Source organism: Peribacillus muralis, from assembly GCF_001645685.2.
GTDB classification, from domain to species: Bacteria; Bacillota; Bacilli; order Bacillales; family DSM-1321; genus Peribacillus; species Peribacillus muralis_A.
This window is the reverse complement of the sequence record NZ_CP017080.1, coordinates 3498470-3524031: the sequence shown is the minus strand read 5'-3', so window position 1 is coordinate 3524031 and position 25562 is coordinate 3498470. Positions and strand designations below refer to the sequence as shown.

Genomic DNA, 25562 nt, shown 5'->3' with positions numbered 1-25562 from the left:
ATGTCAGATCATCCAATCCAAGGATTGATGAAAGAAGCGATGGAAAATCTGAAAGAAATGGTCGATGTGAACACAATCATCGGCGATCCGGTGGAAACTCCGGATGGAAGTGTCATTTTAACCGTCTCCAAAGTGGGCTTCGGGTTTGCGGCAGGTGGCAGTGAATTTGTGATTGATGGCAATCATCAAGGGCAACAAGGTGAATCGAAACAGCCATTTGGCGGCGGTAGCGGCGGTGGTGTTTCGATAACGCCGATTGCTTTTTTGATCGTCGGTTCCCATGGCGTCAAGATGATTCATCTTGATGAAGGGACGCACCTTCTCGAAAAAATGATGGATTTAGCTCCCCAGGTCGTCGATAAAATCCAGTCCATGCTTTCCAAGAAGGATAGTAATCAAAAGCAGGGGGCAAGTCAACAACCTCCAACAAAAAGATATCAGGAACCTAAACAGGATTTAGATTTCTAACTGCGACTCGGCATACGCCGAGTTTTCTTTTTGCAGGAATATCGCCATTATATTTATGGCGGACTTGATTGCTCCAGTCAATTTCGCTTTTCCCAATTCAATTAATTGCAAAATTCCGGTAAAACAAATATGATTATGCTTGTACATATAGAAGAAAAAGGAGGAATTTTTAATGGCTTCAGTTACATTTAAAAACAATCCGGTCACTTTAGTGGGACAGGAACTAAAGGTTGGGGACAAGGCTCCTGATTTTACAGTATTGGCTAACGACTTATCACCTGTTACATTAAGCGACTCCAAAGGTTCCGTACGCATCATCAGTGTAGTTCCTTCAGTGGATACAGGTGTATGTGATGCACAAACACGAAAATTCAATGAAGAAGCGGCAAAATTGGACAATGTGAAAGTATTGACGATCAGCAATGATCTTCCTTTCGCCCAAAAACGCTGGTGCGCAGCAAGTGGATTGGAAAATGTTCAAGTTCTTTCCGATCACCGTGACCTTTCCTTCGGTGAAGCATATGGTGTGGTCATGCAAGAATTACGTCTTTTGGCACGCTCCGTCTTCGTCGTGAACAGCTCCGATGAAATCACTTATGTGGAATATGTGAGCGAAGGCACGAACCATCCAAATTACGAAGGTGCGATCGAAGCGGCCAAAGCGGCAAAATAAGATGTGAATTCAATTCTAAGAAACCGGGCACAATATGCCCGGTTTTTTTGTTGATAAACAACTTGTTTTTGAAAAAATCAACAGCCTTTTTAGACTCAGAATTTCAATGGAGCTGCAGGTATTTAAATCTGTGTTTGCCGGCCATACAATTCGTTGTGATACACGTTTTTTTATCTCGATTTAGTTAAGGCTCTAGACTGTCGGTACACCTAATGGTCAAGAGTGGTCTGGCAAGATTGTTTTTCTATTCTTTTATGTCGACTTCATTAGACCAAGACAGCATTTGTCTTAGGTAAAAACCCGCTTGTTCCCCTGTCCGACATCCATCCCCATACCCTTGCCGAAACCATTGTTGCTGACTGTATATCATGTTGCTGATTTATCGGATTAACCTGCCCATGATGAAATTGATTTTTATCCATATAATCACCACCTCATGCATATTACTCCATTGGTATTCGGTCATCAATGGAGCAAAACGGAACTGTGTTCAAGTGATATTGCCGAAGCAACTGGTTCAAAGCAATATTTTTTCAACTCCTGCAGTAGAAAGCGAGTGCCTGCAGTGAAACGAAACGAACATAGTACAATTCCATCTTCGTGTTCACATAAGGTGTAAAGGAAAGTCCGAAGTACAGCCAAGAATGATTGCTAGGGTCTCTGGCTTGTATCTCTTTCTTCATACCTTTAAAATAGGGACAGAACCAAACAGGAGGAATTAACAAGTGAAGTCTACCCCAGTTGAACTATTATTTAATGAATTCAATGAAACAGCCCAGATATTGCAAGGTGAACTATCATGTACGTATCTCGATGCCCTAGGTGAAACGGGCGAGAATTTCTTCCAAGGGAAAATCCTGCAGGAGGAATTGAGTGAAGTATCAAAGAAAAGGTTAATGAAGCATTATGCGGACTTTTCACCTGAGAAATATGAGAAGGAAGCAATCCGTAAAGCGTATCAGTTGGCCATATTGAAAGGCATGCAGCAGAGCGTGCAGCCAAATCATCAAATGACCCCTGATGCAGTAGGCATGTTCGTCAGTTATTTAGTCGGGAAATTCACCAAGGGTCAAAAAGAGTTGGTCATGCTGGATCCCGCCGTCGGAACAGGGAATTTGTTATTTGCGATTCTGAACCAACTGCTTGATAAAAACATCGCTTCATATGGAGTCGAGATTGATGAAACCTTGATCAGGCTTGCTTATGCAGGTGCCAACCTGCAAGAACATCCGCTTGAATTCTTCAACCAGGACAGCCTGGAGCCATTATTCATCGATCCCTCGGACGTCGTAGTCAGTGATTTGCCGATTGGGTATTATCCGAATGATATCCGTGCATCCGATTATGAATTGAAGGCTGGGGAGGGACATTCTTATGCACATCATTTGTTTATCGAGCAGAGTGTGAAACATGTGAAGGATGGCGGTCACCTTTTCTTCATCGTCCCAAATAAATTATTCGTTTCAGATGAAGCGCCGAAACTTAATGATTTCTTGAAAAAACATACACATATCCAAGGAATGGTGCAATTGCCGCTTTCCATGTTTAAAAATGAAGCGGCAGCGAAAAGCATCCTGATCCTTCAAAAGAAAAAAGAAGGTATCGAAGCACCGAAGAAAGCCTTGCTCGTACAACTTCCGAAGCTTTCGGATTTTGAAGCGACAAGTTCTGTCATGCAGCAGATGGATGATTGGTTTAAAGAGGAAAAATGAAAAATGAAAGCTGATGCGCTTCGCATTGGCTTTCATTTTTTTGTTTGACGGTACTGGTTATTTTTTACCTCCCCTTATTATTTGGTACTATCCACCTGCCATGATAAGATTGTACTATATACTGCATATTTCTTTTTAGGGAATCATAAGAAAATGTAGACAAGCTTAGAGTAAAGGAGCAGGATGGATGTCAAAAATCATCGCAATAAATGCAGGCAGCTCTTCATTGAAATTTCAGCTTTTTGAGATGCCTGATGAACAAGTAATTACAAAAGGTCTTGTGGAACGGATTGGCTTGAAGAATTCCACTTTCACTTTGAGTGTCGGAGGGGAAAATGTTTCCGAAACGATGGATATACCTAATCATGAAGTGGCTGTAGGAATATTATTGAAAAAGCTGATTCACCATCGCATCATTGACTCCTTTGAAGAAATAGACGGCGTTGGCCATCGTGTTGTTCATGGCGGTGAGGTGTTCAGTGATTCGGTCCTGATTAACGAGGAAGTAATCAAGGAAATTGATCGCTTATCGGAGTTGGCACCACTTCATAACCCTGCCAATAGTACGGGAATCAAAGCCTTCAGGCAAATACTAGGCGATGTTCCGGCTGTTGCGGTATTTGATACGGCCTTCCATCAGACGATGCCCGCAAGTTCATATATGTATAGCTTACCCTTCAAATACTATGAAGACTATGGAATAAGAAAATATGGATTTCACGGTACTTCCCATAAATATGTTTCCCAACGGGCCGCAAAAATGATTGGCCGTCCGCTTGAACAGCTTCGCTTAATTTCCTGCCATCTAGGCAATGGTGCCAGCATTACTGCCATTAAGGGCGGTAAGTCGATGGATACATCCATGGGCTTTACACCATTGGCAGGTGTTACCATGGGGACACGTTCAGGAAATATCGATCCTGCATTGATTCCTTATATAATGGAAAAAACAGGTAAAACAGCTGATGAAGTGCTGGATGTCTTGAACCAGCAAAGCGGCATGCTGGCCCTTTCCGGATTTTCCAGCGATCTGCGCGATATCCAAGGCGAAGCTGACAAAGGCAATGAAAGGGCCAAACTTGCCCTTGAAGTGTTTGCAGGCAGGATTCATAAGTATATCGGTTCCTATTCAGCGAAAATGGGTGGAGTCGATGGCATCATTTTCACGGCCGGTATCGGTGAAAATAGCCAAGCCATTAGAGCCCGGATCTTGGAGGGGCTTGAATTCATGGGTGTTTATTGGGATCGGGACCTTAATCGTACCTCCTCTGGTAAAGAAGCGTTCATCAATTCACCTTATTCCCCAGTGAAAGTGATGGTCATCCCCACAAATGAAGAAATCATGATCGTCAGGGATACGATGAAGGTTGCTTTGAACGGAAAAGCCGAAAATATGCCTTCCTGATTTTTCGGATAAGAGGTTCCCTTGCCGGTTTTTTCGGTAAGGGAATTTTTTTATCCATATGGACCATAAGCCAAATTCATCACGGGTTTTCCCTGTACACTTACGTGAAACGCGGGAAGTCACCTATTCTTGAAAGCCCATTGTGTATGATATACTTAAGGGAGAATCAACCAATTCTATACATAGGAGGCTTGATGCATGGAATTCACCAATCGGGAAATGAAAGTTTGGCATGAAATTAATGAATGGCAAGAAAACCTTTATCAATATGAGCCGACGGATCTTGCTGCATTGTATGATAAATGGCTGGAGCAGGGGTTTTCGCTGTTGCCTGAAAACGTACAGCAACAGTTTTTTGAAAAGCTTGATACTTGGCTTTTTCACTTGCACGCCATGGTTCAGAGTTCACAAATTCAAATAGATGCAAGGGAGCGGATTTTAGCATCAGCACGCGTTTTCAACGAGGAAATCGAAACGCTTGGTGACTTGAATCTCCTATCGATCGACCAGTTGAATTACATAGCGAACCAGCATATTGCCAAGCATCGTTTATACTCTTTTGCACAAGGAGGGATGAGTGGGTCAGGAGGCATGCTTTTGCTTGGAAGTGATTTACCGGCCATGACGGTCATCAATATCCGGACTGTGCAGCTGATCGCCATGTCTTATGGCTTCGAGGTGAATACGCCTTTCGAAATGATGATGGCACTTAAGGTATTCAATGCAGGGGCAATGCCAAAGAGGCTACAGGGAATAGCATGGGAAGAATTGATCCATGAAATCCAAACTGCCGAAGATGATTATTTTTATTTGGGAATTGAGGAGCTGACAAATCCGACCTGGATGGAGCAGCCATTGAAGCAGCTATTGAAGGCTTTATCGATTACTGTTTTCCGCCAAAAGCTGGTTCGGGGCATTCCGATCATCAGCATCGCCATCGGGGCAGGCGCGAATTATCAAATGACCCGGAGTGTCAGTGAATTTGCCCAGAAGTTTTATCAATATCGTTATTTACTGGAGAAGAAGGCTGATGAATGATGAGCGTCAAGAATCATAAAAAGGCGATCACGGAGGTTATTCACTGCATGGTGATTACCGTTAGCGATACGCGTAATGAAGAAAATGATAAAAGCGGCGCATTGATGATGGAATTACTGAAAGCGAATGGTCATGAAGTGACAAGATACGAAATCGTAAAAGATGAAAAAGATGTAATTCAAGCAGCGGTTATGGCAGGCTGTCGAAGCGGAAAGGTCGACGTCGTATTGATGAATGGCGGTACGGGAATCGCCAAGAGGGATGTAACGATCGAGGCGGTCAAGGAATTGATGACCAAGGAAATCCCTGGTTTCGGCGAGCTTTTCCGTATGCTCAGCTATCAGGAGGACATTGGTTCGGCAGCGATATTATCGAGGGCGGCTGCCGGAATCGTGAACGATAAAGCGGTATTTTCCACTCCTGGCTCATCAGGGGCGGTTCGGCTTGCGATGAATAAATTGATTCTTCCGGAATTGCGGCATGTCGTCGGTGAACTCAGGAAGGATTTATGAACGAATTGTAAAAAAGGACCCAGTTTCCTATAAAATGGACCTTTGAATGGGCTTTTAAAAAAACTAGGCAACTTGAAGGAGATGCTGTCTGCACTATGCAGGCGGCTTTTTTTGATTTTACATCGCTTCTACCTGTTCATGTGCCACCGGGTCTAGAACGGTCTAAGGTACAGTTTACTCGCTAGTACGGGCTTTGCCTCGAATTTGGGGTGGGTCCACATAAATATTGCGCTTTTCACACGCTATTAGGGACATTTGTCGTCAAATTGTTGCGTTACTAGCAATTTCCGCCCGGGTTTCTCCGTACCATTACTGGTTTTTTTTGCCATTTTGGAGCGTTACTCGCGAATTCGGCACCTCTACTCGCCAATTCATTGACTTTACTCGCGAGTTTGAGATACCGTTTCTCACCAGCTACATGCGGACAATCGGGATTCCCTCATCGTTTTCACGCGAACGGCTTAAAAACTGTAGATGTACAGAATGCATGTCGAAAAGGAACGGTCCGTCAAATCGAACAAGGCCGCTCCAAATCGCTTTTTCTTAATATAAACATAAGTACCCTATAGCGTAGACATTTTTAGAGTGTCCATTCAATAGGGTACTAATTAGCCTGTGGCCTTTTTTGCATAGAACAGCCTTCAATTATGCATCTTCCCACTCACGCCTTGATTGGCCCGATACCAAAGCCACAGGTCATTGATGATCGAGGCCAGGTCGGCAATTTCGGAATTGAGCTTGCATGAAGCGGCGAAGTCACTTTCATCGGAGAGCTGGTTCTGCTTATGGTTAATGGTTGTTTCCAGCTCCTTGATTCGGTCAGGGATGCTCCCCCGGATATTCTCCCAGTGCACGAGTATTTGCTGCTGCTCGCCCTTTGTATATTCATCCCACTCCAGGTTCAAATCAGGAATGGCGATGCCGAGCCGTTCATCATAGGTAAATAACTCTTTCATATTCCCTCCGCTTTTCCGTTTTTCATACTCTTAGTTTACTATATTCCGGCGGGCGCTGCCAATGTATCAGGGGCTTGATAATAGGAACGGAATTTTTAGCTGAATCTTCAAAATACCCCTTGTATTCCTTTTATAAAAATGATAAAGTACTAATCATAGAATGAATAAAAATAAAAACATATGAATTTTTATTCACACGAAAGGGACGATGAAAATGGGAAATCAAAAAGTTGTTTTAGCATATTCCGGAGGATTGGATACTTCCGTAGCAATTAAATGGTTACAAGAACAAGGATATGAGGTTGTGGCATGCTGTTTGGATGTCGGTGAAGGGAAAGATCTGGACTTCATTAAGGAAAAAGCGATAACGGTTGGTGCCGTCAGTTCATATGTGATTGATGCCAAAGATGAATTTGCGGATGAATTCGCATTAACGGCCCTTCAGGCACACACATTGTACGAAGGGAAATACCCATTGGTATCGGCTTTATCACGTCCGCTGATCGCGAAGAAATTAGTGGAAGTGGCTGAAGCGGAAAATGCAGTGGCTGTAGCGCACGGTTGTACGGGAAAAGGAAATGACCAGGTGCGTTTCGAAGTCTCCATTTCAGCTTTGAACCCTAATTTAGAAGTTCTTGCACCTGTTCGTGATTGGAAGTGGTCTCGCGAAGAGGAGATTGAATATGCAGCAAAAAACGGAATTCCTGTACCGATCGGCTTGGCTAGCCCATTCTCGATTGATCAAAACCTTTGGGGAAGAAGCAATGAATGTGGAATCCTGGAAGACCCATGGGCCGCTCCGCCGGAGGATGCTTACGATTTGACTGCAAGTCTTGAGGACACGCCGGATACCGCTGATATCATTGAAATTGGATTCGAACAAGGTGTTCCTGTCACGATGAATAATAAACACTATAAACTGGCCGACTTGATTGTCGAATTGAATCAAATAGCCGGCAAACACGGTGTTGGACGTATCGATCATGTGGAAAATAGATTAGTAGGAATCAAATCCCGTGAAGTCTATGAAGCTCCTGGAGCCATGACATTGATAGCTGCCCATAAAGAGCTTGAGGACATTACGCTTGTAAAAGAGCTGGCTCATTTCAAACCTGTGATCGAAAAGAAAATGACTGAATTGATTTATGAAGGACTTTGGTTCTCACCGCTTCAAAAAGCATTGGCCGCTTTCCTGAAAGAAACACAAGTGAACGTAACGGGAACAGTTCGTGTGAAGCTATTCAAAGGACATGCGATCGTAGAAGGCAGAAAATCGGAATACTCCCTTTATGATGAAAAATTGGCCACTTATACAAAGGCGGATGAATTCGATCATGATGCAGCAGTTGGTTTCATTAAACTATGGGGACTTCCAACGAAAGTGAACAGCATGGTCAATAACAAGAAGGTGACAGTGTGAGCAGCAAGCTCTGGGGAGGAAGGTTCACTAAATCTGCAGAGGAATGGGTAGACGAATTCGGAGCTTCCATTTCCTTTGACCAGGAACTTGTCCAAGAAGACATTCAAGGAAGCCTAGCTCATGTAACGATGCTAAAGCAATGCGGCATCCTGCCTGAAGAAGATGCAGATCAGATTATTTCTGGCCTTAAATCCTTGCAGGGAAAAGCTGAAAAGGGAGAGTTGACATTTAAGGTTGAGATGGAGGATATCCATCTTAACCTGGAAAGTATGCTAATAAACGAAATTGGGCCAGTTGGCGGAAAGCTCCATACTGGGAGAAGCCGTAATGATCAGGTTGCAACGGATCTTCATCTTTATATGAGAAATCAAACGAACGTGATTCTGCAGCTCATCCACGACCTTCAGGAAGCGATTTTGGGACAGGCCAAGAAAAATGTGGAAACACTCATACCAGGATATACTCATTTACAGCGGGCGCAGCCGATCTCGTTTGCCCACCATTTAATGGCTTATTTTTGGATGCTTGAGCGTGACAAAGAGCGTTTCTCAGAAAGCTATAAAAGAATCAACATTTCGCCATTGGGTGCTGGTGCACTGGCCGGAACGACCTTCCCGATTGACCGTGCCCTCAGTGCCGAGCTCTTGGGGTTTGAAGGAATATATGAAAATAGCCTGGATGCGGTAAGCGATCGGGACTTTGCCATTGAGTTCATGAGCAATAGTGCGACGATGATGATGCATTTATCCCGTTTCAGCGAAGAAATCATCCTTTGGTCAAGCCAGGAATTTCAATTCGTTGAATTGGACGATGCATTTTCAACGGGAAGCAGCATCATGCCGCAGAAAAAAAATCCGGATATGGCTGAATTGATCCGTGGGAAAACCGGGCGGGTTTATGGGAATTTGACGGGGTTATTGACTGTTTTGAAAGGACTTCCGCTTGCCTATAACAAGGATATGCAGGAAGATAAGGAAGGCGTTTTTGATACAGTCAAAACGATAGTTGGTTCGCTTAAGATATTTGCCGGCATGATCTCAACCATGAAGGTGAAGAAGGACATCATGGAGAAGGCGACAAGGAATGATTTTTCGAATGCGACGGAATTGGCTGACTATCTAGCTGCAAAGGGAATGCCCTTCCGGAAGGCGCATGAGGTTGTCGGGAAACTGGTATTGCACTGTGTGCAGAACGGCTGCTATTTAGTCGATCTGAGCATTGAGCAATTCCAGGAAGCATCCGAGTTGTTTGACCATGATATATTCGATGCCCTGGATCCTTACGAAGCAGTTAAACGACGTAATAGTGCGGGCGGTACTGGTTTCGCTCAAGTACAGCTTGCCATTGAAAAAGCGGAGAAGCTCGTGAATAAATAAAAACAAAAAAAGCTCGTTCACCGACATTGTGAACGAGCTTTTTTGCTGATTATTTATCGGTATTCGTACGCACGACGATTACATCGCAGCTTGAATGGCGAACGATGCCCTCAGACACGCTGCCGATCAGGAAGCGTTCGACGGCATTAAGGCCGGTTGCACCGCAGACGATTAAATCGATTGAATATTTTTTCGCTAAATCTTTTGGAATTTGTACCTTTGGTGAACCGTAGGCGACTTCAGTTTGGACGTGTACGATTCCGGATGCCACTGCATCCATCTTGTACTTTTCCAAAAGTTCATTGGCAAAGGCATCAGAACGTTCACGGAGGGTCATATCATAAGCTTCGATTGTCGGGAAATTCCTTGTATCAACGATGTGTGCCAGCACAAGGGTGGCGTCACTGAGTTTCGCCAAGTAGATGGCTTTTTTCAATGCCCACTCCGCTTCTTCCGAACCATCCACCGCTACGAGAATATTTTTATAATCTATACTATTCATAGTGAATCTCCTCCTTCTATTTCATTCCTATTATACTATGGTTTTCCTATTGGATATTATTTCAATTATAACAAATTAGCGACTGTTTTAGCCAATAACCAAAGAAACCGTAATCTGGGCACAATAAGAGATTGATTCCTTTTGTCTTTTATGCCATTAACTTATTTGTTTATTTATGGTAATCTGACGGCTGGGGAGGGGAGTTTTCGTTGAGTCTTTCAAGAATGGTGAATCTGGCATTTTATCTGTATGTACTCGTGTTTATGCTAATCTATTTCCTTGCAATCATTTACATTAATATGGCAATGGTTTCTATCAGTGTAGCAAGCATCGCTGCCTTGCTTCTTCCGTTTGCACCCTTGCTATTGGTTCAGTGGATTTCCTCTAGATATACCGATGGACATGAAAACAAAGATAGGAAAATGATATCCATAATCATAACAAGTGTTGGCCTCCTGCTTTTGCTTTCTTGCCTGGTCCTTTTGGGAGTGAATGAATCCAAAGCCCGTTTCACCACTGAAAGGTGGCTGGGGGATCATGAAGAAAGAATCTATATGGTCGATGATTTATTGAAGGGACGCGGGCTCGTCGGAAAGTCGGAAAAAGAAGTCATCGCGCTTTTAGGTCCGCCGACGGACACTGAATATTTTTCAGGGGAAGCTGCGAGCATTTATTATCTTGGAGCGGAAAGGGGATTTATAAGGATAGATAGCGAATGGCTGCTCCTTTGGTATGATGGCCGTGACAAAGTCGTGAAGCAGGAAATAAGGACCGATTAATTATTGACAAGGGCTTGCGAATGAAAAGAAGGACCCCCAATTCGAATGAGTTTGGGGGTTCCTAAGGTTGGTTACTTTATGATTTGCAAGCTCTTCGGATATTTGGTCAAAGCTTCACAGCCTGTTTCCGTGATCAAAAGATCATCCTCGATCCTGACGCCTGCAACATTCGGAACATAGATGCCTGGTTCGATCGTATAAACCATGCCAGATTGAAGCTTGAGGGAATTCGTTTCGGTCAAGGACGGGTATTCATGGACGCTGATCCCAAGTCCGTGGCCTAGTCTGTGCGGGAAGAATTCGCCATATCCTTTATCGCGGATGATGTTTCTCGCGATCAAGTCAACCTCCGAGCAAGCAACGCCCGGCATACTCGCTGCTACGGCCGCTTCCTGGGCCATGCGAACCGTTTCGTATATTTCTGCCTGTTTATCATTGATATCACCGTATGCAACGGTCCTGGTGATGTCAGAGCAGTATCCCTCATGAACGACGCCTAAGTCGAAAAGGACAAGGTCGCCGCGCTGAACCTTCGTATTTCCTGGTGTACCATGTGGCGATGCGCCGTTTTTACCAGTGAGCACCATCGTGGAGAATGACATTTGGCTGACACCGGCCTTCTTCAATTCATATTCAATCGTTGCAAGGATTTCCATTTCCGTTTTACCTTCATGGATTTCGCTGACGCCGACTTCAATCGCGAAGTCGGCAAGTCGGCACGCTTCGCGGATTTTGACCATTTCATCCTCCGACTTGATCATTCGCATCTTTTGCAGTTTTTCTTCTGCCGGAACGAGCGCTGGTGCTCCAAAATGCTGCTGGATTTGCTCGTAGCGTTCCACATTCATATGTTCTTTTTCAATCGCCATTTTATTGATGGCCAGACCGCGTTTCGCAACGGCTTGCTTAACTTTTTCCCATGGATCTTCAATATCGGTGTATCCGATGATATCTCCATCCCATCCAGCCTGTTTCGCATCGGGGACCTCCATTTGCGGACAGACGAGGAAAGGATCGGCATCTGCAAAAATGGCAAGTGCAAGCAATCTTTCGTGAGGATCACTAAAAAATCCGCTTAAATAGAAGATGCTCTCGGTGGATGTAAGAAAAGCGGCTTCGACCTCATTGGTCTGAAGCCAATTTTGTAATTCTGTCAAACGTTCATTCATGACGATACCTCCATTGATAAGATATAATTACCTTAGCAATATTTAAAAGCATAGTAAATGGGAAAGTCCTAAGAAAGCTTATCGAATCAAAATTATGGGGTATGGGAAGGGAGCATCATCAAATGAAAGTATCTTTTCATGGACATGCAGTCGTAAAAGTAGAAACGAATGGAAAAACGATTTTGTTCGACCCGTTCATTAATGGAAATGCACTAACCGATTTGAAGGTTGACGAGGTTAAACCGGATGTGATCATCCTGACGCATGGGCATAATGACCACGTAGGTGACACGGTTGAATTGGCAAAGAAACATGATGCACTTGTCATTGGCATTGCAGAGCTTGCCGATTACTTCGGTGCACAAGGAGTCCGGACTCATGGAATGAGCATCGGCGGAGCTTTTGAGTTCGAATTTGGAAAAGTGAAACTGACGCCTGCCTTTCATGGTACGGGCTTCAATGCGGGTGATGGACAAATCATATATTTAGGGATGCCTGCTGGCGTGTTATTGACGATAGAAGGCAAAACCATTTATCATGCCGGCGATACGGCGGTATATTCCGATATGAAATTGATTGCGGAGCGCCATCCGATTGATCTGGCTTTCTTGCCGATCGGCGACAATTTCACGATGGGACCTGAAGATGCGGCACTGGCGGCGAAATTCCTTCAAGCGAAACAAGTCGTGCCAATCCATTACAATACTTTCCCTGTCATCAAGCAGGATCCCAAACGATTCCTTGACCTGCTTGAAGAAGGAAATGGATTCATCATGGAACCAGGAGATGAAATTGACCTATAAAGAGAAGAGCGGTAGCCTTTACTTTAGGAGCTTCTGCAAAAATACAGCCAAACTCGATAATAATGGAGTTTGGCTGTATTTTTTTATTATTGCTTTTTTCTTTCTGTTCCTGCGGGCTTGAACATTCCAATCCACTCTAACATGATAAAGAAATCCTTGAGCCTGCAGTTTTAATGAGGTGGAGTAGGCTGGTGTTGAGTGAAGGCCGAAAAAAAGAGGAGGCAGGTCGAATTAAGTGGAGTGCAGGCCGAAAAAAAGTGGAGGCAGGTCGAATTAAGTGGAGTGCAGGCCGAAAAAAAGTGGGTGTAGGTCGAATTAAGTGGAGTGCAGGCCGAAAAAGTGGAGGCAGGTCGAATTAAGCTGAGTGAAGGCCGAATTAAGTTGAAAGCAGGCCGAAAAAGTGGAGGTAGGTCGAATTAAGTTGAGTGCAGGCCGAAAAAGTGGGTGTAGGTTGAATTAAGTTGAGTGAAGGCCGAAAAAAAGTGGGTGTAGGTCGAATTAAGCTGAGTGCAGGCCGAATTAAGCTGGAGGCAGGTCGAATTAAGTTGAGTGCAGGCCGAAAAAGTGGAGGTAGGTCGAATTAAGCTGAGTGAAGGCCGAAAAAAAGTGGGTGTAGGTCGAATTAAGTGGAGTGCAGGCCGAAAAAAAGAGGATGCAGGCCCAATTAAGTGGAGTGCAGGCCGAAAAAAAGAGGATGCAGGCCGAATTAAGTTGAGTGAAGGCCGAAAAAAAGTGGGTGTAGGTCGAATTAAGTGGAGTGCAGGCCGAAAAAAAGAGGATGCATGCCCAATTAAGTTGAGTGAAGGCCGAAAAAAAGTGGGTGTAGGTCGAATTAAGTTGAGTGAAGGCCGAAAAAGTGGGTGTAGGTCGAATTAAGTGGAGTGCAGGCCGAAAAAAAGAGGATGCAGGCCGAATTAAGTTGAGTGAAGGCCGAAAAAAAGTGGAAGTAGGTCGAATTAAGCTAAGTGCAGGCCGAAAAAAGTGGGTGCAGGTCGAATTAAGTTGAATGCAGGTCGAAAAAAAGAGGAGGCAGGTTGAATTAAGTTGAGTGCAGGCCGAAAAAAAGAATGCATAGCTCGTGCTTTGCGCCTGAAGTTCCACCCTCTTTTGCATGAAAACGAAGAAATCCTCGTAAAGGCTCGTGAACCATTAAATCCACGTTATGGCGCTTCATTTTATAGGGTGCGCGATACATGGACATATAGACCAGTAATTCTCGTTCATGCAGGTCAGTCTTTTTTTCGTTCGCAGGCATAAAATGAATAGATGAAAAATAAGGGGGGATTGGATGAAGCAGAGGTTGTTGCTGTGTTTGTTATTATGCGGTGTGATGCTGTATTATGCCGTGCCGCGCTTGTCATTGGAAAGCGGGGGGCTGAGGGGCTTATTTGCAGGCTGTTGGTTGTTGTTTGCGATGCTGGCGGTGGCGGGGAATTTGACGGGCATTCTATATTCGCCTAAAAAGCATAAGCTGAAACGGCAGGTGGAACACAAAAGGCTGCGCCAATATTAGTAGTTGTTTGATAAACGGGGCTCTTTGACCTTATAATGGGGAATAGGAATACCGTGAAAAGGGTGAAGCGCTTGGCTACAAAGCATGAACAAATATTAAAGCATATCGATGGGCTTCCGGTTGGCGAGAAGATTTCCGTCCGTCAAATCGCGAAAGCATTGAATGTTAGTGAAGGAACGGCGTACCGGGCCATTAAAGAGGCAGAGAATCAGGGCTATGTGAGCTCGATCGAGCGGGTAGGCACGATTCGTATTGAGAAGAAGAAAAAAGAGAATATTGAAAAGCTCACTTTCGCCGAAGTGGTCAATATTGTGGAAGGACAAGTTCTGGGCGGTAAAACGGGACTTCATAAAACATTGAATAAATTTGTCATCGGGGCAATGAAGCTCGATGCGATGATGAGATATACAGGTGCGGGAAATCTGCTGATCGTCGGGAACCGTACACAGGCCCATGAGCATGCGCTGAAAGCAGGGGCGGCGGTGCTGATTACCGGAGGCTTTGATACGGAAGAGCCTGTTAAAAGGTTAGCGGATGAATTGGAAATGCCGGTCATTTCAACGAGCTACGATACCTTTACTGTCGCAACGATGATCAATCGGGCGATTTATGACCAATTGATTAAAAAGGAAATCTTGCTCGTGGAGGATATCTTGACACCTGTTCAGGATACGACCTTTTTGACGATTGGTGATAAGGTTCAGACGTGGCACGAGCTCAACCAGGAATCAGGGCATAGCCGTTTTCCTGTTGTTGATGACAATATGAAGGTCCAAGGAATGGTCACTTCAAAGGATATCATCGGTCAGGATGAGTGGACGCTCATCGAAAAGGTGATGACGAAAAATCCGATGACCGTCGGTGATAAAACGAGTGTGGCCTCTTCTGCACATATGATGGTTTGGGAAGGGATCGAATTGATCCCGGTAGTCAATGACAGTCATATCCTGCAAGGAATCGTGAGCAGGCAGGATGTGCTGAAGGCACTGCAAATGAGCCAAAGGCAGCCACAGGTTGGCGAAACGATCGACGATACGATTACGAGTCAGCTTGTGATGACGTCGAATCGGGGTAAGGGTGAGGAAGTGTATAAGTATGGCGTCACACCGCAAATGACCAATTATCTTGGGACGATTTCCAGCGGTGTGTTTACGACATTGGTTACGGATTCGGCTAACCGGGCACTGAGAAGCTACAAACGAGGTGATTTGGTCGTAGAGAATATGACGATTTATTTCATTAAGCCAGTCCAAATTGACAGTACGCTTGAAATACACCCCCGTGTTCTTGACGTAGGACGTAAATTCGGAAAAGTGGATGTCGAGGTGTTTAACCAAGGCAAACTCGTCGGAAAGGCAATGTTAACGTGCCAGCTGCTGGACAGATCATGAAAATAAATCAAAAAGGATAATCGAATGACGATTATCCTTTTTGATTTGCGGATTCTTCAATCGCATATGGCAGGTAATATTTATACATTTTATAGCCTCCATAAACGCTGAACAGGCCGACTGAGATGAAAACCGCGGCGATGATATAAGTGGTGGTCGAGTGGAACAGAAAAAGCTGATTCATTCCGAATAGGGCGACAAATGCTCCAAGGGCTATGGAAGACTTTCCGGAAATCCACTTTTTCTCCATCGGCATTTTGGTGCGTATCGATTTAATTTTATAAAACAGATAGACCCCTAGTGATAGAACGATCAAGGTGACAAGGATAGGCATCGTTTATAATTCCCCCAATTTAACATATGTACCTTTTTATTGTAGCGGGAAATGCCAGGGAATGCCACAGTAAACAAGATGAGTCTTCCTATTTCCCCAAATATTTGATTAAATGAAAGATATCATCTTTAAATTGGAAACTACTAATACATATGTTGGAGGGAGATTTATATGAAAGCTGAAATTTTGGCAGAAATAAAGCGTTATGATACCATTATTCTCCATCGTCATGTCCGTCCGGACCCCGACGCTTATGGTTCACAAGGGGGCCTGGCGGAAATCCTGAAAGCTTCTTTCCCTGAAAAGAGGATATTCACGGTAGGTAAGGAAGAACCATCATTGAATTACTTAAGAAGGCTTGATGTGATTTCGGACGAAACGTATCAAGGGGCTTTGGTGATCGTCTGTGATACGGCAAATACGGACCGGATTTGTGATGCACGGTACAAGACAGGTGATAAGCTGATCAAGATCGATCATCATCCAAATGAAGATCCCTATGGAGATATGAGGTGGGTCGATACATCAGCAAGTTCCACATGCGAAATGATTTATGATTTTTACCTATTTGGAAAAGATCAAGGGCTGAAGATGGGGGATGAAGCCGCGCGTCTTCTATATGCGGGCATCGTTGGCGACACAGGACGGTTCCTGTTCCAAAGCACGACTGAAAAGACATTTGACCATGCCGGTGAATTGATCACCTATTCGTTTTCCCGCCCGCAGCTATATCAGGAGATGTACGATGTCAAGGAAAGCATCGTCCGCTTGAATGGTTATGTGCTGCAGCATTTTGAAATCCTGACGCATGGCACGGGTAAAATGATCATCACTAAAGAAATCCTTGAAAAATTCGATGCTTCGGCATCGGAGGCGTCACAGCTCGTTTCCGCCCTCGGCTCGATCAAAAATGTGAAATCATGGGTGTTTTTCATTGAAGAAGACCAAGAGATTAGAGTGCGTTTCCGTTCTAAAGGTCCGATCATCAATACGATCGCCCGGAAATATAACGGCGGCGGCCATCCTCTTGCTGCTGGGGCTTCGATCCATTCCTGGGATGAAGTCGACAACATCCTAGCCGATTTGGAAGCGTTGAATAAGGCGGAGTGAAAAAATGTAAAGACCAAATCGCATATGATTTGGTCTTTATGTTTAAGAAGTGGTTCTTTTCAGTTTGATCTCGATATTCATTTTCGTATAAAACATGATCTCGGCGACTTCGAGTTTATAACGCTTTTTATTGATGGTCATGATTTTATTTTCAATGGATTTTTTCAATAGCATCTTTCCGTTATATACACTGGCGACATCCTTGGCAACCAGTGAGGATAGGTCGTCCTCTATCAAATCCTCCGCTTCCGCCACACTCAGGTTATCGAGGCTGTAATCCTTACCATTCGTAATCAGTACCTCCACTTCCTGAATCGTTAGAATCTCTTCGTTTTGCTGATTTAATTTTTTGTAATCTTGCTCCCAAATGGCGATTTTATCCTTGAAGTCCTTAATATCTTCCCGCTGTTCGTGAAGGGTCCGGATTTGCTTTTCCTGCTGGACCCCATGCATATAAAAGAACATCACCCAGCTCAGCAATGCGCCAAGGGCAGCACCTGCAAAGAAACGCTGCCAGGTGGGTGCCCGATGATAAGGGGGAATCCTCATGATGAGATATGCTCCTGGGTGAACCAGTTGATGATCAGTGCTCCTGTCTGTGCTCCGCCAAGGGCAGATAAAATCAAGAGAACCTGTTTGACGATATCCTTCGTTTCCCCGTGGAAAATGCCACGCTCAAAATTATAGACCATATCGAAGGTACCTCCGATGGCCGCGACAATCGCCCAAATCCGCAGGCTGTCCGATAATCGGAAAACAGCCGTCATCGGGGCCTGTCCTGTAAAAAAAGCGGCGAGCCCCCCGATGATCGAACCTCCAAGCAAAACGCCAAGCGATATGAAAAAGCTGTTGAGAAAGGCTGGAACAAAGGCTTCATTCATGTATCATCATCCTTTTTGGCTTTGATAGTCTTCTATTCCAATTATATGGGGAGTGTCGGAGTATTATGATAGCAGGTGGAAATACGTGCGAAAGGGGATTGGAAATGAGAACATATTTTCTTTTTTTGAAATAAACACTATAATGAAAGAAACATGCCTTACAAAGGTGGGAGAATAAAAACGTGTATACTCATCTCCATATTCAGAGCGGATATAGCCTGCTGACAAGTACGGTGAAGATCGCCGAGCTTGTAGCCAAAGCGAAAGCGGATGGCTGTACAAGCCTTGCACTAACCGATCGAAATGTCATGTACGGTTCAGTTTATTTTTATAAAGAATGCAAAAGGCAGGGCATAAAGCCGATCATCGGGATTCTTGTAGATGTCCTGGATGAATGGGAAGCGGCTCATGGACTTCTTTTATTAGCAAAAAATCTACAAGGTTACCAGAACCTGCTCAAGATAAGCAGTGCGATAAAAACGAAATCACCTTCGGGTATCCCGATGAATTGGCTTAAAGGCTACTCCAGGGGATTGATTGCGATCACCCCTGGCTCCGAAGGGGAAATAGAAACACTGTTAAGGGAAGAACGGGCGGAGGAGGCTCAACAGGCAGCAAGGAGATTTCAGCAGATTTTTGGAGCGGATAACTTTTATGCATCGATACAGAGATTGTCGATCTCAAATGAGGATCAAGAAAACGAAGCGATAAGTGTGCTTGCGAAGGAACTGGGGATTAAGGTCGTAGCGACCAATCCAGTCCTTTACTTGAACGAAAGCGATGCACTTGCCCAAGAAGTGCTGCTGGCAATCGGAAATGGTGACAAGCTGGCTGATGAAACGCACACAGTGCTTGAATCCCAGCACTATTATTTGAAAAGCCGCGCCAAGATGGCGGAGCTGTTCCATGATAGGCCGGATGCACTCGAAAATACGCTCCTTATTGCCGAGCAATGCAATCTTGACATACCGTTTCACCGTTCCCTGCTGCCTAAGTACCCTACCGAAGCCGGGGTGACAGCAGAGGAAATGCTCGAAGCCGTCTGTTTTGAAGGTTTAAAGAAGAGACTGCAGGAGCCGCCCATTCAATATGAAGAGCGACTGCGATATGAATTGGATGTCATAACTAAGATGAAATTCAGCGATTACTTTTTGATCGTATGGGACTTCATGAAATTCGCCAAGGATCACCACATCCTGACCGGACCTGGAAGGGGGTCGGCCGCAGGTTCGATGGTCGCTTACGTGCTGTCGATAACGGATGTCGATCCGATCGAGCATTCCTTGCTGTTCGAGCGTTTCCTGAATCCGGAAAGGGTCTCGATGCCCGATATCGATATTGATTTCCCGGATAACCGCCGTGAAGAGGTGATCGCTTATGTTGCGAAGAAATACGGGGAATTGCATGTCGCACAAATCATTACGTTCGGAACGTTGGCGGCCAAAGCTGCATTAAGGGACACGGGACGCGTTTTCGGCTTGAATTCCAAGGAGCAGGAAGCGGTCTCGAAAATGATACCAAACCGCCTTGGGATAACACTGCCCGACGCTTTCAAGGAATCAAAAAAGCTGCGCGATTTCGTTAATGAGAGCGAGCTGAATCAAAAGCTTTTTCACACCGCGTTATTGCTTGAAGGCTTGCCGCGCCACACCTCGACGCATGCTGCCGGCGTCGTCATCAGCGACCAGGCACTGACCGAGCATATCCCGATTGCCGGAGGCCATGATGGAATCCATTTGACGCAATATCCAATGGACGTCCTTGAAGAGCTTGGACTCCTGAAAATGGATTTCCTTGGTCTTCGCAATTTGACGCTCATTGATAATATTTTGAAAAATATCCAAAAAGCAACCGGGAGGAAGCTCGACCTGTCGCAAATCCCGATGGATGATCCCGAGACCTTGGCGCTTTTGGGAAGAGGCGAAACAACCGGGGTGTTTCAATTCGAATCGGATGGCATCAGAAAGGTCTTGATCAAGCTGAAGCCTAACCGTTTCGAGGATATCGTCGCGGTCAATGCCCTTTATCGGCCAGGTCCGATGGAGAACATACCATTGTTCATCGAGCGAAAGCATGGATTGGCACCAATCGATTACCTGCACGAGGATTTGCGGGATATTCTTGAGCCTACATACGGAGTCATTGTCTATCAAGAACAAATTATGCAAATTGCCTCTCGCTTAGCCGGTTTTTCGCTTGGGGAGGCAGACCTGCTCAGACGGGCCGTGTCGAAAAAGAAAAAGGATGTGCTCGATCAGGAGCGGGAGCATTTTGTGAGCGGGGCATTGCAGCAAGGATATTCCGAAAAAACCGCGGATGAAATTTATTCCTTGATCGTCCGGTTCGCTAACTACGGATTCAACCGCAGCCATGCGGTCGCATACAGTGTCATTGCCTATCAGCTAGGTTACTTGAAAACCCACCATCCTGAACATTTCATGGCAGCCCTCATGACATCGGTAATCGGGAATGATGACAAGGTTTCCCAATATATCCGTGAAGCAAAAAAGAAAGGGATTACCGTCCTCCCTCCTTCCATCAACCTGAGCGGCTATCCGTTTTTACCGGAAAAGGAAGGGATCCGTTTTAGCCTTGGTGCCATTAAAGGGATAGGCGGCACTGTCTTAAAGGAATTATTTGCGGCAAGACGGCAAAAGAGATTCGAGGATTTATTCGATTTTTGTTTACGGGTATCTGGAAAGATCGTAAATAGGAAAGTGCTCGAGGCACTTGTGAATTCAGGTGCATTCGATGAATTCGGGGAAGACAGGGCGACGCTGCTGGCAAGCTTGGACGTTGCGATCAGCCATACAGAATTGGTGAATCCCGATGACGATCTTTTCGATATGTTTTCCGATGGCGAATTTTCACTCAAGCCGAAGTACAACCATGTCGAGCCCATTCCGATCGAACATAAACTGGCGTTGGAAAAAGGCGCATTGGGGCTCTACCTATCGAATCATCCTGTGACAAGCTACAGGGAGCTTTTCCAATACTTTGGCTGCTTGAGCATAGACGAAGCGACCAATAAAAAGGAATCCAAAGTCCTGCTTGGCGCCTATATTACGGCGGTGAAAACCATTAGGACGAAAAAGGGCGATGTGATGGCGTTTTTGAGCGTAAGCGATGAAGAGGGGGATATCGAAGCGGTCGCTTTTCCTAATGTGTATAAACTCCATTCTGTCGAATTGATCCAAGGACAAGTTGTCATGCTTCAAGGAACGCTGGAAGAGCGGGATGGAAAAAACCAGCTGCTGATCAGGAGTGTATATCCATTGGAAAAAGTGAAACGGATGAAGGAAGAAAAAAATGGAACCATTTTCCTGAAGGTCGAGGCTGACAAGCAAACGAAGGACACGCTGCAAAAAATAAAAAAAATTTTACTGCAGCACGGCGGTGAAACGAAGGTCATGCTTTTTTACGAAAGGGAAAACCGCTATGTACAGCTATCTTATTGGGATTGGGTCAATCCTACGGACCGTTTGATGCAGTCATTAATTGACATGGTTGGAAAAGGGAATGTGGTTTACAAGAAAGAATAACTGTTTTACAACTTTAATAGATATGTTATATTGAACACAGGCCGCTGTGGTCTGACCACTAGATTTCAGCATATAATATCAGGTTTGCCCAATTCGTTTTAGGAGTGAAAATATGTCATTAAGAGAAGAAGCTTTACATATGCATCGCTTGAATCAAGGGAAATTAGAAACAATTTCGAAAGTGCCTGTTAGGAATGCGGTGGATTTAAGCCTCGCTTACTCTCCTGGCGTTGCAGAACCTTGTAAAGAAATATACGATAAACCTGAAACCGTTTATGATTACACGATGAAAGGGAATACCGTCGCAGTGATTTCAGATGGAACGGCTGTACTTGGGCTTGGAAACATCGGTCCTGAGGCCGCTTTACCCGTAATGGAAGGTAAAGCCGTTTTATTCAAAAGCTTTGCGGGAGTGGACTCTTTTCCAATTTGTTTAAAAACGACGGATGTGGATAAAATTGTAGAGACCGTTAAATTACTCGAACCAACTTTCGGCGGAGTGAATTTGGAAGACATCGCCGCACCGAATTGCTTCGAAATTGAAGAACGGCTGAAAAAGGAAATGAACATCCCCGTTTTTCATGATGATCAGCACGGTACAGCGATTGTAACTGTTGCCGGTCTTGTTAATGCTTTACGACTTGTCAATAAATCCATATCGGAAATTAAAGTGGTGGCGAATGGGGCTGGCGCTGCCGGCATCGCCATCATTAAATTGCTTTATAGCTATGGGGTTCGCGACATCATCATGTGTGATACGAAGGGTGCCATTTATGAGGGCCGTTCGACAGGCATGAATGATATTAAAGAACAAGTGGCGAAAGTGACCAACCGAAATAAGGTTTCAGGACCTTTGGAAGCGGTCATCCAAAACGCGGATGTATTTATAGGTGTTTCTGCCGCAGGTGCATTGACCAAAGAAATGGTTTCTACAATGAACCGGGATGCGATCATATTTGCGATGGCCAATCCCGATCCGGAAATCATGCCTGAAGACGCGAAGGCTGCAGGCGCAAGAGTGGTAGGAACCGGTCGTTCGGATTTTCCGAATCAGGTTAATAACGTTCTTGCATTCCCAGGGATTTTCCGTGGGGCATTGGATGTACGTGCGACTCACATCAATGAAAAGATGAAGGTAGCTGCTGTAAAGGCCATTGCCGGTTTAATACAAGAACATGAGTTGAATGAAGACTACGTCATTCCTGCTCCTTTCGATGAGAGGGTGGCTCCTGCCGTTGCAGCTGCTGTTGCCAAGGCAGCGATGGAAACGGGAGTAGCCAGAATTCATGTCGATCCTGAGGAAATTAAAGAAAAAACAAGAAAATTAGCGATCATTGGAAAAAGTGAGGAATAATTAATTTGAAGGATCGTACTTCTTCATCCAAAATTTATCTCGATGTCGTTGAGAGCCTTCGTGGAATGATCGAAGCGGACAGCCTCCTGCCAGGGGATAAAATCCCCTCGGAAAGGGAGCTCTCGGATCGTTTGAATGTCGGCCGTTCCTCAGTCCGTGAGGCATTGCGTGCCTTGGAGCTATTGGGTTTGATAGAAACGAGGCGTGGTGAAGGGACGTTTATCAGGGATTTCCAGGAGCATAAGCTAGTCGAGCTTCTGGGAACCTTTTTTTTGCAAGACAAAAAGGTACAGGAAGACTTGGCTGAGACGAAAAGGTTGATTGAAATTGACTGTTTGAGGATCGTCGCTTTCTTCGCAACGGCTGAAGATATCAAGCGGCTGATGGGCTGGGTCAAAGCGGGGGAGTTTCGTGATGACGATTTCTTCTTAAGAATCGCGATATTGAATCGAAATCGATTGCTGGAAAGAATCTGGCGCATTGTCAACAGCTATGCAAGAACATCAGAGATGGTGCTGGGTAATGTGAAAAAAGAAGACTATTTGTCACTTCTTACATATTTGCTCGAACGGGATGAAGAAAAAGCTATCGAAACGTATCTTATTAGAATTAGAAATATGTCGAAAGACGAGTGACAACTTTTTACACGATACTAATTTTATTTCTGATATAGTTTGTACCAAGTATCATATAATAGATAATTGGTGGTAAAGGGAGGACTAAAGCTTGCTTAAAGAGCTATTTGCGAAGTCTAAGAAGAAATATGCAACGGTTCCTTTAGATCGGGAGAAACAAGATGTACCAGAAGGAATTATGACTAAATGTCCCGGCTGTAAAAAAATCATGTATACAAAAGAGTTAGTGAAAAATAAGAAAGTCTGCCTCCATTGCGGGTTCCATCATTCGATGTCTTCACATGAACGTATTGAATGTTTATTTGATGCCGGCAGTTTCAAGGAATTTGATAAAGAAATGATTTCAGTCAATCCGCTTGGATTCCCGGATTACCTGGATAAATTGGAGAAGGATAAAAAGAAAGCCAAAATTAACGAAGCGGTCGTTACAGGAGTGGGGACCATCAATGGGCATCAAGTTTCGACAGCGATCATGGATTCCAATTTCCGGATGGGAAGCATGGGGTCGGTTGTTGGCGAAAAAATCACCCGTGCCATCGAGCGTGCAGGCGAATTGAAGATTCCGTTCATCATATTTACAGCATCTGGCGGTGCCCGGATGCAGGAAGGCGTACTGAGCTTGATGCAGATGGCCAAGACGAGTGCCGCCCTCAAGATGTTCAGCAATGAAGGCGGTTTGATCATTTCAATCATGACTCACCCAACTACTGGTGGTGTTTCGGCAAGCTTCGCATCACTTGGTGATATTAACCTTGCCGAACCTGGTGCCCTGATCGGTTTTGCAGGGCGGAGAATCATTGAACAGACGATTCATGAAGAGCTTCCCGAAGATTTCCAAACGGCTGAGTTTTTGATGAAGCACGGTCAATTGGATGCGGTCGTCAAACGGACGGAATTGGAAGAAACCTTGACGACGATCCTAAAAATCCATGCCCCGGGTGGTGAACGGTCTTGATATATGAATTGGAGTTTGAGCGTCCCATTACGGACCTGAGAAATAAGATTAAAGAGCTGAAGGCCATTACGAAAGATGCCGATGTGGATCTTACGGTTGAAATCGAAACGTTGGAAAAACGTTTGGAAAAGCTGGAAGTGGATATTTATGACCATTTAAAACCATGGGATCGAGTACAGATTGCCAGGCATCCCGCTCGCCCGACAACGCTTGATTACATCCCGTTATTGTTCAATGATTTCATCGAGTTTCATGGTGACAGATATTATGGGGATGATGAGGCGATCGTTGCTGGTATTGCACAGTTTGATGGACGGTCGGTGACGGTCATTGGTCATCAGCGCGGCAAGGATACGAAGGAGAATATCCGTCGTAACTTTGGCATGCCTCATCCGGAAGGCTATCGAAAAGCGCTGCGCTTGATGAAACAGGCAGAAAAATTCAATCGGCCGATCATTTGCTTCATCGACACGAAGGGGGCTTTCCCTGGTAAGGCTGCAGAAGAACGCGGTCAAAGTGAAGCCATTGCAAAAAACCTTTTTGAAATGGCCGGGCTGAAGGTGCCCGTCATAAGCATCGTCATCGGTGAAGGTGGAAGTGGCGGTGCCTTGGCACTTGGAGTGGGAGATCGGATTTTCATGCTTGAGAATTCAACTTACTCGGTCATTTCTCCTGAAGGGGCTGCTGCGTTATTATGGAAGGATGCTTCCCAGGCTAAAAGGGCTGCTGAATCGATGCAGATCACGGCTCCAGACTTAAATCGCTTGGGAGTCATCGATGAAATCATCCCGGAAGTGAAAGGCGGCGCCCACCGGAATGCAAATGTACAGGCAGAAGCCATCAAGGAAACCTTGAAACGTTCATTTAATGAGCTGCTCCCATTGAATAGTGAGGATCTCATCAATCAACGTTACATGAAATTCAAGAAAATCGGTGAATATGAATTTGCCAAACAACCTGATGGGAAACCTGAGGAAGTAAAGCAGCATTCGTAAACATTTGTAAAGGAAAAACGTGCTGCCTTGGGCAACACG

The 25562-nt window shown here is 44.9% G+C and carries 25 protein-coding genes; 18 read left to right on the top strand and 7 right to left on the bottom strand.

Features of this window, described 5'->3' with window-relative positions; genetic code table 11:
* Complete coding sequence (gene ytfJ / locus ABE28_RS17130) at positions 1–468, top strand: GerW family sporulation protein (protein WP_064466004.1); 468 nt, start codon at positions 1–3, stop codon at positions 466–468.
* Between the two features lie 172 nt (positions 469–640).
* Positions 641–1141 carry a thiol peroxidase gene (gene tpx / locus ABE28_RS17120; protein ID WP_064466002.1) on the top strand — a complete coding sequence of 167 codons (501 nt, stop codon included), beginning with the start codon at positions 641–643 and terminating at the stop codon, positions 1139–1141.
* Between the two features lie 266 nt (positions 1142–1407).
* Here tpx and ABE28_RS25165 read toward each other — a convergent pair whose 3' ends face one another.
* Positions 1408–1563, bottom strand: coding sequence for a hypothetical protein (locus ABE28_RS25165; protein ID WP_156775812.1), 156 nt, complete (start codon positions 1561–1563; stop codon positions 1408–1410).
* Between the two features lie 303 nt (positions 1564–1866).
* On the opposite strand from ABE28_RS25165, the gene ABE28_RS17115 reads away from it, so the two are divergent.
* The 4 genes from ABE28_RS17115 (at position 1867) to ABE28_RS17100 (ending at position 5808) form a co-directional block, all read left to right on the top strand.
* Entirely contained in the window at positions 1867–2853 is a 987-nt protein-coding gene (locus ABE28_RS17115) for a class I SAM-dependent methyltransferase (RefSeq protein ID WP_064466001.1), read from the top strand.
* Positions 2854–3040: 187 nt separating this feature from the next.
* Positions 3041–4258, top strand: coding sequence for an acetate kinase (locus ABE28_RS17110; RefSeq protein ID WP_064466000.1), 1218 nt, complete (start codon positions 3041–3043; stop codon positions 4256–4258).
* A gap of 198 nt (positions 4259–4456) precedes the next feature.
* Positions 4457–5296 (top strand): EcsC family protein, encoded by an 840-nt coding sequence (locus ABE28_RS17105; protein ID WP_064465999.1) that lies wholly within the window; start codon positions 4457–4459, stop codon positions 5294–5296.
* Complete coding sequence (locus ABE28_RS17100; RefSeq protein WP_064466146.1) at positions 5296–5808, top strand: MogA/MoaB family molybdenum cofactor biosynthesis protein; 513 nt, start codon at positions 5296–5298, stop codon at positions 5806–5808. Before ABE28_RS17105 ends, ABE28_RS17100 begins: the two co-directional genes overlap by 1 nt.
* A 641-nt stretch (positions 5809–6449) precedes the next feature.
* Here the strand turns inward: ABE28_RS17100 and ABE28_RS17095 are convergent.
* On the bottom strand, positions 6450–6764 hold the full coding sequence (locus ABE28_RS17095) for a hypothetical protein (RefSeq protein ID WP_064465998.1): 315 nt from the start codon (positions 6762–6764) through the stop codon (positions 6450–6452).
* Between the two features lie 214 nt (positions 6765–6978).
* Here ABE28_RS17095 and ABE28_RS17090 point away from each other — a divergent pair, with 214 nt between their 5' ends.
* The gene (locus ABE28_RS17090; RefSeq protein ID WP_064465997.1) at positions 6979–8184 is read left to right on the top strand and encodes an argininosuccinate synthase; all 1206 of its coding nucleotides are present in this window, start codon (positions 6979–6981) and stop codon (positions 8182–8184) included.
* Entirely contained in the window at positions 8181–9560 is a 1380-nt protein-coding gene (gene argH / locus ABE28_RS17085; protein ID WP_064465996.1) for an argininosuccinate lyase, read from the top strand. The genes ABE28_RS17090 and argH overlap by 4 nt, the downstream gene beginning before the upstream one ends.
* Positions 9561–9609: 49 nt before the next feature.
* Here argH and ABE28_RS17080 read toward each other — a convergent pair whose 3' ends face one another.
* Positions 9610–10062 carry a universal stress protein gene (locus ABE28_RS17080; RefSeq protein WP_064465995.1) on the bottom strand — a complete coding sequence of 151 codons (453 nt, stop codon included), beginning with the start codon at positions 10060–10062 and terminating at the stop codon, positions 9610–9612.
* Between the two features lie 209 nt (positions 10063–10271).
* Here ABE28_RS17080 and ABE28_RS17075 point away from each other — a divergent pair, with 209 nt between their 5' ends.
* The gene (locus ABE28_RS17075) at positions 10272–10841 is read left to right on the top strand and encodes a hypothetical protein (RefSeq protein ID WP_257390614.1); all 570 of its coding nucleotides are present in this window, start codon (positions 10272–10274) and stop codon (positions 10839–10841) included.
* Positions 10842–10912: 71 nt separating this feature from the next.
* On the opposite strand, the gene ABE28_RS17070 is transcribed toward ABE28_RS17075, so the two are convergent.
* On the bottom strand, positions 10913–12010 hold the full coding sequence (locus ABE28_RS17070) for a M24 family metallopeptidase (protein ID WP_064465993.1): 1098 nt from the start codon (positions 12008–12010) through the stop codon (positions 10913–10915).
* Positions 12011–12132: 122 nt separating this feature from the next.
* Here ABE28_RS17070 and ABE28_RS17065 point away from each other — a divergent pair, with 122 nt between their 5' ends.
* From ABE28_RS17065 to ABE28_RS17045, 3 genes are all read left to right on the top strand, one after another.
* Positions 12133–12813, top strand: a complete 681-nt coding sequence (locus tag ABE28_RS17065; RefSeq protein WP_064465992.1) for a metal-dependent hydrolase — start codon at positions 12133–12135, stop codon at positions 12811–12813.
* Positions 12814–14101: 1288 nt separating this feature from the next.
* Positions 14102–14326 (top strand): hypothetical protein, encoded by a 225-nt coding sequence (locus ABE28_RS17050; protein WP_064465989.1) that lies wholly within the window; start codon positions 14102–14104, stop codon positions 14324–14326.
* Between the two features lie 71 nt (positions 14327–14397).
* Positions 14398–15717: a DRTGG domain-containing protein gene (locus ABE28_RS17045; RefSeq protein WP_064466145.1), complete on the top strand. Its 1320-nt coding sequence runs from the start codon at positions 14398–14400 to the stop codon at positions 15715–15717.
* A 31-nt stretch (positions 15718–15748) separates the two neighbouring features.
* On the opposite strand, the gene ABE28_RS17040 is transcribed toward ABE28_RS17045, so the two are convergent.
* Positions 15749–16051 carry a YtpI family protein gene (locus ABE28_RS17040; protein ID WP_064465988.1) on the bottom strand — a complete coding sequence of 101 codons (303 nt, stop codon included), beginning with the start codon at positions 16049–16051 and terminating at the stop codon, positions 15749–15751.
* Positions 16052–16222: 171 nt separating this feature from the next.
* Between ABE28_RS17040 and ABE28_RS17035 the strand changes: the two genes are divergently transcribed.
* Entirely contained in the window at positions 16223–17161 is a 939-nt protein-coding gene (locus ABE28_RS17035) for a DHH family phosphoesterase (RefSeq protein WP_064465987.1), read from the top strand.
* A gap of 42 nt (positions 17162–17203) precedes the next feature.
* On the opposite strand, the gene ytrI is transcribed toward ABE28_RS17035, so the two are convergent.
* Entirely contained in the window at positions 17204–17710 is a 507-nt protein-coding gene (gene ytrI / locus ABE28_RS17030) for a sporulation membrane protein YtrI (protein WP_064465986.1), read from the bottom strand.
* Entirely contained in the window at positions 17707–18042 is a 336-nt protein-coding gene (locus ABE28_RS17025) for a sporulation membrane protein YtrH (RefSeq protein ID WP_057911443.1), read from the bottom strand. The genes ytrI and ABE28_RS17025 overlap by 4 nt, the downstream gene beginning before the upstream one ends.
* Positions 18043–18224: 182 nt before the next feature.
* On the opposite strand from ABE28_RS17025, the gene dnaE reads away from it, so the two are divergent.
* From dnaE to accA, 5 genes are all read left to right on the top strand, one after another.
* Positions 18225–21584, top strand: coding sequence for a DNA polymerase III subunit alpha (gene dnaE / locus ABE28_RS17020; RefSeq protein WP_064465985.1), 3360 nt, complete (start codon positions 18225–18227; stop codon positions 21582–21584).
* A gap of 112 nt (positions 21585–21696) precedes the next feature.
* A complete protein-coding gene (locus ABE28_RS17015; RefSeq protein ID WP_064465984.1) occupies positions 21697–22938 on the top strand; it encodes an NADP-dependent malic enzyme in 1242 nt (413 codons plus the stop codon).
* Between the two features lie 5 nt (positions 22939–22943).
* Positions 22944–23573, top strand: a complete 630-nt coding sequence (locus tag ABE28_RS17010; protein WP_083232120.1) for a FadR/GntR family transcriptional regulator — start codon at positions 22944–22946, stop codon at positions 23571–23573.
* A gap of 91 nt (positions 23574–23664) precedes the next feature.
* Positions 23665–24528 (top strand): acetyl-CoA carboxylase, carboxyltransferase subunit beta, encoded by an 864-nt coding sequence (accD, locus tag ABE28_RS17005; RefSeq protein WP_064465983.1) that lies wholly within the window; start codon positions 23665–23667, stop codon positions 24526–24528.
* On the top strand, positions 24525–25523 hold the full coding sequence (gene accA / locus ABE28_RS17000) for an acetyl-CoA carboxylase carboxyl transferase subunit alpha (protein WP_064465982.1): 999 nt from the start codon (positions 24525–24527) through the stop codon (positions 25521–25523). Before accD ends, accA begins: the two co-directional genes overlap by 4 nt.
* Positions 25524–25562: the final 39 nt, after the last annotated feature.